The sequence below is a fragment of the Coprococcus intestinalis genome (assembly GCF_023656595.1).
GTDB classification, from domain to species: domain Bacteria; phylum Bacillota; class Clostridia; order Lachnospirales; family Lachnospiraceae; genus Coprococcus_A; species Coprococcus_A intestinihominis.
The window spans coordinates 38,550-49,580 of the sequence record NZ_JAMOKJ010000022.1 but is presented as its reverse complement, the minus strand read 5'-3'; the positions used below and the strand labels follow the sequence as shown (position 1 = coordinate 49,580).

Annotated in this window: 7 protein-coding genes and 1 riboswitch; of the genes, 1 reads left to right on the top strand and 6 read right to left on the bottom strand. The window is 42.1% G+C overall.

Annotated elements, in window-relative coordinates:
- Positions 1-172 precede the first annotated feature (172 nt).
- The 4 genes from NBH03_RS14010 to NBH03_RS13995 all read right to left on the bottom strand — a co-directional run bounded on the left by NBH03_RS14010 (position 173) and on the right by NBH03_RS13995 (position 5,286).
- Positions 173-1,120 (bottom strand): substrate-binding domain-containing protein, encoded by a 948-nt coding sequence (locus NBH03_RS14010; protein ID WP_250799942.1) that lies wholly within the window; start codon positions 1,118-1,120, stop codon positions 173-175.
- Between the two features lie 415 nt (positions 1,121-1,535).
- Positions 1,536-2,423, bottom strand: a complete 888-nt coding sequence (locus NBH03_RS14005; RefSeq protein ID WP_250799941.1) for a cation diffusion facilitator family transporter — start codon at positions 2,421-2,423, stop codon at positions 1,536-1,538.
- 100 nt (positions 2,424-2,523) lie between these two features.
- A riboswitch (NiCo riboswitch) is annotated at positions 2,524-2,626 on the bottom strand.
- Positions 2,627-2,699: 73 nt separating this feature from the next.
- Positions 2,700-3,539 carry an MBL fold metallo-hydrolase gene (locus tag NBH03_RS14000; protein WP_250799940.1) on the bottom strand — a complete coding sequence of 280 codons (840 nt, stop codon included), beginning with the start codon at positions 3,537-3,539 and terminating at the stop codon, positions 2,700-2,702.
- Positions 3,540-3,615: 76 nt separating this feature from the next.
- The gene (locus NBH03_RS13995) at positions 3,616-5,286 is read right to left on the bottom strand and encodes a hypothetical protein (RefSeq protein ID WP_250799939.1); all 1,671 of its coding nucleotides are present in this window, start codon (positions 5,284-5,286) and stop codon (positions 3,616-3,618) included.
- Positions 5,287-5,476: 190 nt separating this feature from the next.
- Here NBH03_RS13995 and NBH03_RS13990 point away from each other — a divergent pair, with 190 nt between their 5' ends.
- Entirely contained in the window at positions 5,477-7,972 is a 2,496-nt protein-coding gene (locus tag NBH03_RS13990; RefSeq protein WP_250799938.1) for a phage tail tip lysozyme, read from the top strand.
- 64 nt (positions 7,973-8,036) lie between these two features.
- Here NBH03_RS13990 and NBH03_RS13985 read toward each other — a convergent pair whose 3' ends face one another.
- Entirely contained in the window at positions 8,037-9,002 is a 966-nt protein-coding gene (locus tag NBH03_RS13985) for a glycosyltransferase family 2 protein (protein WP_250799937.1), read from the bottom strand.
- A gap of 142 nt (positions 9,003-9,144) precedes the next feature.
- On the bottom strand, positions 9,145-11,022 hold the full coding sequence (locus NBH03_RS13980) for an NlpC/P60 family protein (protein ID WP_250799936.1): 1,878 nt from the start codon (positions 11,020-11,022) through the stop codon (positions 9,145-9,147).
- Positions 11,023-11,031 lie beyond the last annotated feature (9 nt).

Sequence of the window (11,031 nt, the reverse complement as noted above, 5' to 3'; positions counted from 1 at the left end):
CAGCTTCCTTCAGATTCTACCTTACGATAGACACCCTTGCTGTTCAGCTATACACTTCCTTGTCGCCTAGGCGTGTTCGGGACTTTCACCCGTTAGAGCGCGCCCATGGCGCGCAAACTAAAACATGGGGACTGTCCGAAGACAGCCCCCAATTCATTGACTCGAATACTGCTTACTGAACATCTGCCCAGACTGTTGTTTCACCTGTGAAAATAGATTTTACCTGGTCACTTGTCAGGTTCTCTACAGGGTTTTCATTGTTGACAATAACTGCGATACCATCCTGTGCAATTGTTGTTGCTGTTACACCTGTTTCTGTATCTTTCAGATCTCTGGAAGCCATACCGATATCACAGATACCTTCCTGTGTAGATGTAACACCTGTTGTGGAATCGGATGTCTGGATTTCAATATCTGCATTTGTGTTCACTGCAAGATAAGCTTCTTTTAATTTTTCCATAACCGGAGATACACTTGAGGAACCTGCGACAACGATTTTACCATCAGGCTTACTGCCTGCATAAGCTGCTGCATTCTGATCAATCTTGATGTAACCGTTCTGTTCAATGATATCCTGACCTTCAGCGCTCATAATATAATCTACAAAATCCTTTGCCACATCACTGAGTCCGTCTTTTGTTACAATATTAAACGGTCTTGCTACTTTATATGTGCCATTTGCAACATTATCTGTTGTTGCCTCGGCGCCGTCAATCTTAACAGCCTTTACTGTATCGTTTAACGAACCAAGTGAAATATAACCGATTGCATATGGATCACCAGCTACGCTTGTCATCATAACAGATGTGCTGTTTGTAATATTTGCTTCCACTGTTGTATTATCAACCTTTGTACCATCAGCGGCTTTCTCTTCTACACCAAACAATTCTATGAAAGCGCCTCTTGTACCTGAACCATCTTCACGTGAGTTAACACTGATTTCTTTGCTTGTATCAAAATCACCTGTTGCTGCAGCAACTTCTGTCTGTGCTGCTTCTGTGGCAGCTTCCGTAGCGGCACCGCTTGCTGCTGTTGTTTCTTTAGATGATGAACTTCCGCATCCTGCAAGGCTTCCTACAACCATTGCAAGTGTTAATGCTGTACAAATAAATTTTTTCATTTCTCATTTCTCCTTCTTTGAGATTTTCCTTTTTAACTCTTTAACTTCTCGTGTCGCTATTAAAGATAAAACTTCCATGTAAAATCTAAAACCAGGGTTATGTAAAATTCATGAAAAAAATACGAAAAGTTGAGCGTGCGGCCCCAGACATAAAAAGGCTTCAAAAAGGCCATTCAGTCACAGGATTGCTTCCGCTGCCAACGTCTGGCAATGGTACATAAGGCAGTACAATACACTGCCTAAGTACCAGCCGCCGTTGAAGCCCCTGTGTCTGAATGGCCTTTTTGAAGCCTATTCTAAAGCTTTTTACCGCACTCTATTAAATTTTCAATACTGTTTCACCTAAACCTCTGTCTAAGTAATTTTTTATCATTTCTTGCGCATTTAAACAACACAGCATTCTGCATTTATTATTTTATGCCGGATTGACGTGGACCATGCAATGTTTGACCAATGGGAACCGCTGCTCTATGGCATGATGGACATTCTCAGCAATGGCATGTGCCTCCCACAATTTTTTATCACCATCCGCTTTGATCTCAATATCTACATAATACTTCGACCCGAAACTTCTTGTCTTCAGAAGGTCTATGCCTTCTACACCCTGAATATTCATAATGCAGTCATGCATTTCATTCACGGTTTCCTGATCGCAGGATTTATCCGTCATCTTGCTGATGGCGTCTCTGAAAATATCAACAGCTGCCTTGACAACAAACAGACAGATGACAACACTGGCCAAAGGATCCAGCATAGGAAATCCCATTCTGGCTCCTAATATACCCACAAAACTTCCTACAGATGATAATGCATCTGAACGATGGTGCCATGCATCTGCCATTAATGCCCCTGAGTTAATCTTCTTGGCTGCATTTCTTGTATACCAATACATGATTTCCTTGACAACGATAGAAATAACAGCTGCCGCCAGTGCCAGCACTCCAGGTACTGCCAGTGTGTCGTAATGACCAGCCGTCAGTTTCTGAACACCGGTTAAACCGATGCCGACACCGGTCACACCCAAAAGAATAGCCAATATAATAGAAGCAACACATTCAAATCTGTCATGCCCATATGGATGATCTTCATCCGATGCCTTACCGGAAATCTTAACTCCGATAATAACAATAATTGTGCTGAACACGTCAGATGCTGAGTGAATGGCATCTGAGATCATCGCTCCTGATGATGCCAGCAAGCCGGCAATCAGCTTAAAAATAGATAACATCAGGTTCACAGCAATACTATTCGCTGATACCTGCATCGCAATTTGTTCATTTGTCTTTGTTTTTACATTCTTCATCAATAACACCCTCCGTTCTGAAATGAAACGATTCTAATTCTCGCTCTCTCCATATTCTGCGGCAGATGCTTATAAACATAAAAAGCACCTGCGGAACACCAACTGTCCCGCAGATGCTTCACCATTTCATTCATCTGCTGCCCGAAAGGGCCCGGCTGCGATCGCTTATAAAAAGTGCGCCCCGCCTGATCAGTTTGTACTGTATATATGCAGTGCAAAGAGATTATCTATACTATAGTACGCGGGTACACAGTTAGTCAAGCGTAAACCGGCATTTTATTGAAGCTTATTCTCATCATAAACGACATAGATATATTGAATATTTTCAACAGCTTCACATGGCTCACGATGCTTCAATGCCTTCTGTCCTGTTCTCGGATGAACAAATCCCCGATCCGTCTGCGGATTAATGCAGCTGATGGTCCTCAACAGATCACTGATGATAGATACCGGGAAAATAATCCCTCTGTGAGAAGCCACAATTCCCGTCAACGGAAGTAATTTGATATCCATCAGATGCCCTACATATTCCGCCAACGGTGCACTTGTATCAAACAGTATCCACAAACTGTCGCTGATATTGTCCCCTGAAAACAAAAGTCCCGTTTCATGGTCAAATACAACAATAGAGCCCTTTGTATGTCCCGGCATAAAAATAATTTCTTCTTCTCGTCCGCCCAGATCAAAGATCTGTCCATTCTTCAACGGTTCAAAATGTCTTGTATGCTGCTGCCCCCAGGCCTTCTCATCAAAATCATCCGGCCACACAGGAGGGAGACCGGCCGCAGACCGATCCCTCTTAAACTTTTCAACAATCAATGTCTTCTGCGTTGCTTCATACCAGAGATAAGTTGGTACATCCATCAGATTCATATAAACCGTCGGAAATTCATAATTGCCGCCGCAATGATCTGTATGTCCATGTGTCAGTACCACTTCCAGAGGTTTGTCTGTCAGCGTTCTCACAAATGCTGCCAGATCACCAAATCCATAACCCGTATCAATCAGCAATGCCTTCTCCTCGCCTATAATCAATGTTGTATAAACATTGCCCGGTTCATAGATATGGTAAATATTCTCTGCAATTTTCAGTGGTTTATAGTATGTATCACTCATCTCTGTCACTCGCTTTCTGTCGTTCTCTATCAAAGTCAATGCTTATTGGAATATTGGAATGCGCTGTCCTGCTCACTTAATCAATACCAGACACATCTGTGTCATAAACACATTCTTTTGTTACAGCGTCCACTCGGATAACATCACCATAAATAACATCATCTTCATCTGTATTCTCATCAAAATCAGCATCATCCTCTGTAACTATGGCGTAAATATAGTATTGCGGATTCGAATGTCCATCTACCATCTCTGGCTCAGCTGCCAGATATTGCACATAGTGACCCTTAATGATTTCTAAATCCTCATCACTGATCGTCTCCTTAAAGAATTCATGTGCTGCGTCTATAGCTGTCTTAGCATCTATCATTGGTATCTGCTTACCATCGGCACCATAAAAGCCCCATCTATCGCCGCCAAAATCCAACAGCCCCGTCTGCATGGCACCTGTTTTTGGATGGAAGTAATAGTAGTCACCATCAATAAGCTGATGTTCATATCTCATAGCACCATCTTCTCCGTAATAAACCGTCTTTCCTGACACTTTTGCGAATCCAATCTGCATTGCGCCTGTTCCCTGCTGGAAATAGTACCATTTACCTTTAATCTTCTGCTCTCCATATCGCATCGTGCCATCAGTTCCATAATAAACTGTTTTTGTACCGCCATTTTTCAATGGCACCGTCTGAAGACCTGTCTGCATGGCACCTGTTCTCATATGGAAATAATACCACTTGCCATTAATCTTCTGTTCACCATATCTCATGGCACCATCCGCGCCATAATAAACCGTCTTCTTCGATAATTTCACCATACCGGTCTGCATGACACCCGTCTTATAATCAAACAAATACCATTTACCGTCTATCTTCTGTTCGCCATAGCACATGGCACCATCCGCGCCATAACAAACCGTTTTCTTCGAACCGTTATTCATCGTAATCGACTGGATACCAACAGCCATAATACCGGTCTGACGATCAAAATAATACCACTTGCCATCTATTTTCTGTTCGCCATACATCATAGCACCTGTCTTTGCCTGCAGATAATACCAGTTATCGCCGCACTTCTGCTTACCATACAGCATAGCACCGTCTTCTCCATAGCATACTTTTTTCTTGCCACCGTTTTTCGTTGGAACCGTCTGTACTCCTGTCTGCATCACAGCGTCTTCACCGAAATAATACCACTTACCATCTATCTTCTTCTCGCCGGTTGTCACAGCACCTGTTTTCGTATTAAAATAGTATCCATTTCCATCTACGGACTGTTTGCCATAAAGCATGGCGCCATCTTCTCCATAGCATACTCTCTTAGATGTCAATTGTACAAAACCAATCTGCATCACACCATCTTCTGCAAAATAGTACCATTTACCGTCTATCTTCTTCTCACCGACGGACTTATTCCCCTTTTCATCATAATAATAGGTCTTGCCTTCTTCTGTCTGCCATCCGGTTTTAATCTCAGGTTCTTTATCGCCTTCTTCTGCGTCTTTGTCGCCTTCCTGGCCCGTTGGATCAGCACTAACAATTGGCGTTTCATTATTATCTGCACTAAATACATTTATCTCTGCAGCCAAATCTGTTTCCATCTGATAATCGGCAGCCATATCAGGCTCAGAAACATCCTCTTCTGTCTGTTGAACAACTTCTCCCGTCTGTTCAACAACTTCCTGTGCCATAACCGGCTGTGTCATCATCATTGCAGCAATCACTGCCGCCGTAAATAACCCCTTTTTCATCATACTTCTCCTTTCTAAAATTAAAAGTCATATTTTAATTATAGCTCATATATCACCATCCTTCAATTATCAATCTCTTTAGGATTGCCAGAAACCATTCATTTTTTTCATAATTGTTAAAAACTTTACGAATATATTACATTTATGATATAATAGAAGCAATATGAAAAAGGAAGGAGACTCATACACAATGAAACACAACAAATGGTTGTTTCGTCTGACAGCAATAAGCTTGTCCACAGCCCTTTTTCTGACTTCAATTTCGTTTCCTGCAATAGCCGCAGAAACTTCTGATTCAAGTACAGACTCTATTGAAGTCGAGACAACAGCACTGAATGAGACAAACCTTTACGCAGAAGATACAACTGCAGCAACCACAGAAACCGAAAATGACTCGCTTTCTGAGACACAGCCGATCAACACGATAGAATCAGACAGTGAACAGCATACCATTACTGGTTTTGCTCCACTTTCCGAAGATGAGTGTCATCTATACATGTCCTATTATGATAAGCCATCCGAAGCAGACCTCATTGCTGAACTTCCATCTGCACTGAATGTTTATCTGGACGGAAGTTCTGAACCACAGGCAATCTCCGTTTCCTGGAAAAGCATCGGTGACTTTGATACGACATCGTTTTTCTACTATGAATTTGATCCGGTGTGGGATACAGACAGTTATGCCCTTGCAGATGATATCGACCTGCCTTACATAGGTGTGTGGCTTGATTCATCAGACGGAATCAGTCTGATGGCCGCTGACAACGCATCCAGCAGCAATGAATCTGTCATTTTCAAATACCTTACAGAAGATATGGGACTGAATATTGCCGCTGCCTGCGGCGTACTTGCCAATATCCAAGCTGAATCCTCTTTTAATCCGAATATTTATGGTGACAGCGGAAGCAGCTATGGTATCTGCCAATGGCATAATGAACGTTTCACTGCATTGAAGAACTATACTGAAGAATGGGATACACTTCAAGGACAGCTTGAATATCTGCATTATGAGTTAAAAACAAGCTACCCTTCGTTATGGAGCAGTTTAAAATCAGCAAGCAATGGTACCGATGGTGCCTATAAAACTGCCTATGACTGGTGTACTATTTTTGAAAAGCCAGCCAATATGTACACTCTGGCTGTTTCCAGAGGCAATCTTGCCAAAAATACTTACTGGCCGAAATATTCAGGAACAATTATTCCAAGCAACGACCCAGTCACTATTTCCGGTGCCTCTTCGCCAAGTACAATGACCACTGGCAGTTCTTTTGATATTCGCGGTACACTTTCATGCAGCGGTACTATCACTTCCGTCACTGTAGGTGTCTATGATACAAGTGATGCCATGAAAATTGGCAAGACCGTTGCCCCCGGCACTACAAGCTATGATCTAAAATCACTTGATACAGCTGTGAAATTCAGTACATTGCCTGCTGGTGGTTACCGATACAAAGTTATGGCAACATCCTCTGCCGGTACTGTCACCTTAGTTAATAAAGTTTTTATGGTACTTGGAACAGACAGAACAATTGCTGACGGTATCTATCAGATTGCCAATGTTCAGAATACCGGATATGTTCTATCCGTAGACCATAATAAAAACACTTCCGGTACCAATATCCTGCTCTGGACTAAATCATCGATTCTATATCGACAGTTTCAGTTCATTTACCAAGGCAATGGTTATTATAAGATTAAAAATATGGGATCAGGTATTTATCTCGGTGTTGCAGGACAATCTGCATCATCCGGCGCCAATGTAGAACAATCTAATGATGGCACTTTATGGCAGGTACTTCCCGATGACACCGGTTCTTACTACCTGGTACCAAAATGCTCCTCCACCAGTGCTATGGACCTTTACACCGGAGTTATCAAGAAAGGGCAGAATATAGGAACATGGAACTATAATCTCAGAAAATCTCAACGCTGGGCTTTATCCGAAATAAAAGCGAAACCAGTGATTTCAGGGCAGACAGTTCCAACTACTATGACTCAGGGAAGCTCTTTCAGTATCCGTGGTAAAATTTCCTCAGGTAATCCAATCTCCTCTGTTACTGTTGGTGTTTATGATACAAATGGTAAAATGAAAATTGGTAAGACAGTATCTCCGAATACTACTTCCTATAACCTAAAGAATATTGATACCAGCATCAAATTCGGCTCCTTAGCAGCCAGCGGCTACCGATATAAAGTAACTGCTGTTACCGCCTCCGGGACAACCACACTGGTCAACACCGCCTTCATGGTACTCAGCAACAGGCGGACAATTTCAAACGGCACCCATATCATTGCCAACAACTACAATGATAATTATGTATTATCTGTAGACCGCAACCAGAATACTTCCGGCACCAATGTTCTGCTTTGGACAAAATCGAATGTCGCTTATCGCAAGTTCCAATTTGTATATCAAGGCAACGGCTATTACAAGATTAAAAATGTAGGCTCCGGACTCTATCTTGGTGTTGCCAATAACGGTTCTAAGGCAGGCTCTAATGTCCAGCTTTCCTCATCCGCTACACCATGGCAAGTGCTTCCTGACGGCACCGGCGCCTATTATCTGGTACCGAACTGCTCTTCAACCTGTACTTTGGATTTATATACAGGAATTCTTGGAAAGGGAAAGAACATAGATATCTGGAGTTACAACCTCGGCAAAGCTCAACGTTGGAAATTGCAGTAATCTAAGATTTAAAAAATACAGACAAGACTCATCAAAGTCCTGCCTGTATTTTTATTTTCTGCAATTATTTATCCTTGTCTTTTTCTTCCCAGGTTCTCTCACTAATAATATATCTTGGTCTGGCTTTAACCTCCATGTAAATCTTGCCAATATATTCACCCAGTACACCAAGGCAGATTAACTGCACACCGCCCATGAAACATACAAGACAAACTGTACTTGCCCATCCCGTCACTGCATGCCCTGTCAATTGAGAAATCACAGCCCAGATTACACCTATAAAACTCAGAATAGATACGCCAATTCCAAGTCCTGTAATCAAACGAATCGGTTTAATGCTCAGACTGGTTATGCCGTCAATGGCCAATCCCAACATCTTGGATAACGGGTAATGTGACTCACCGGCAATACGTTCATGACGTTCATAATAAACACTGGTACTCTTAAATCCTACGAGTGGAATCATACCTCTGAGGAACAGATTCACTTCTTTAAAATTGGCAAATTCCTTTAATACTCTTGCTGATATCAAACGGTAATCAGCATGGTTGTATACAACCTCAACCCCCATCTTATTCAATAACTTATAAAAAGATTCCGCCGTAAAACGTTTAAAAAACGTATCCGTGTCTCTCTTGCTGCGCACACCATAAACAACTTCACTGCCATCATGATAAGCATCCACCATGGCTTCCATCGCCTTGATATCGTCCTGACCATCACAGTCTATGGAAATCGTGATATCACACATATCCTTGGATTCCATCAATCCTGCAAGAACCGCATTCTGATGTCCTCTGTTACGACTCTGGCTCATACCGATAAAATGTGAATTCTCAGCTGCCAGGTTTTCAATAATCTCCCAGGTTTTATCTTTACTTCCATCATTTACAAACAAAATACGACTGTTATCACTAATCTTTCCTTTATGTATCAAATCTTCAAGCTCTTCAAGGAACATTTTAGATGTGATTGGAAGGACTTCTTCTTCATTATAACAGGGTATCACTATAAATAATCTGCTGTTCATTGATATTTTCCTCCGTATGCCATTCTGCCTTTTATGTCATTTCACTATCAAAATACATCCCTATTATATCAAAAAATAATCCCGGAATACATATCTTCCGGGATTATTTTATCAGTTTATTTCCAGCACTTTTCTGACACTTTTATACGAATGGTCTCACGACGCCCAACACACGCGGATGCTGATTATTAATCATTGATGAAACAACTACTTTATTTGGCCACGCCTCAATTACTCTATTATTGCCTAAATAAATAGCCGAATGTATAACAACACCTGCAGAATTACAGTAAATAATAATATCGCCTCGCTGTCTTTCACCATAAGAAACATGTTTCAGCTGTGAGCTGGTCCATATGTTGGCAGACTCATATTCATAACCGGGTGAAGCATGCCGCACAGGATTAATCGGAGACATATCAATGCCCGCTGCATATAATGCCTGCATAACAAGGCCACTGCAGTCAATGCCAAGCCCCGGAGCACCTGAGGCACCAATCATATAATCATCCCCCAGATAATCATAGGCTCTGTTGATCATTGCCTCAACGCAGTCGCTACGGCTGCTGTAAATACTAGTTCGGATTGGTGAAGCATAAGCCCCCAATGAATACCAATCGGCTTCACTATAACCAAGTGCTTTCCACGTTGCCAGATCTGTAATACCTGTAGCCTCCAGACCATGTCTACTCTGAAAACTCTTGACAGCATTAAACACTCTTCTTGTGTATTCAGCGCCGCCCATACCGACTGCATTGCCAAGTTTTAATGCCCTTATGACCCATGCGGTCTTAATACCTTCATATCCGATATTCAAATTGTAGCCGCCGCCAGACAACTGAATGGAGGATTCCTGAATCTGATAATACTGGGATGGATTCTGATATTTACGATTCTTCCACTGATAAACACCAGACGTTGGATGAAAATAATATCTCACACCATCTATCGTCTGCAGACCATAACACATTTTACCATCCGCTGCGTAGTAATACTGCTTGCCATGATGCTTGGTCCAGCCAGTGGCCATGACACCTGTTCTATCTTTGAAATAATACCAGTGGCCACTTATCTTTTTCTCGCCGTAATACATAGTACCATCGGCATTATAGTAATAAGTATGATTGTGGTGCTTGGTCAATCCGGTTGCCATGACACCTGTTCTATCTTTGAAATAATACCAGTGACCATTTTCCTTCTTTTCACCATAATACATGGTACCATCCGGATTGTAATAATACGTATGATTATGGTGATTCACCCATCCTGTCTGCATTACTCCGGAACGCTCATGAAAATAATACCAATGACCATCTATCTTCTTTTCACCATAACTCATGGTACCATCCGGGTTATAATAATAAATCTTATCTGGTCTGGCTGCCTGCTTTGTCCAACCAGTGGCCATGGTGCCATCTGCATTAAAGTAATAGTATTTGCCATCAATTTTTCGTTCGCATTCTTTCATCATCACACCTGATGACGGATGAAAATAATACGTCTTATTCTCCAATGTCAACCAGCCATACTGCATTTTACCATCCGCGCCATAATAATACTGCTTGTCTGGTTTTGCTTCCTGTACGGTCCATCCTGTGGCCATCATCCCATTCGCATCAAAATAGTACCAATAACCATCTATTTTCTTCTCACCAACCACATAGACATTGTCAATATAATATTGTGTGCCACTTTCGCTTGTCACCCAACCCTGGCGAATTTCTGCCGGAGGCTGCTCTTGTGGCGGCTGCTCTTGTGGCGGCTGCTCTTGTGGCGGCTGCTCTTGTGGCGGCTGCTCTTGTGGCGGCTGTTCTTGTGGTAACTGCCCACCCGTCTCAGATTCTTTATCTGTTTCAGGTATATCAACTGTATTCACAGCATTCTGAACATCAGACTCCGGAACCGCTGATTCTGTTAAATTCTTGGGTTCGGTTTCTGCTGCATATGATACGACGGGTATTGATGCCAGCATCGTACTGATCATAATCACAGTCATCCCTTTTATTAAGCATTTCTTCATTTTATGTAT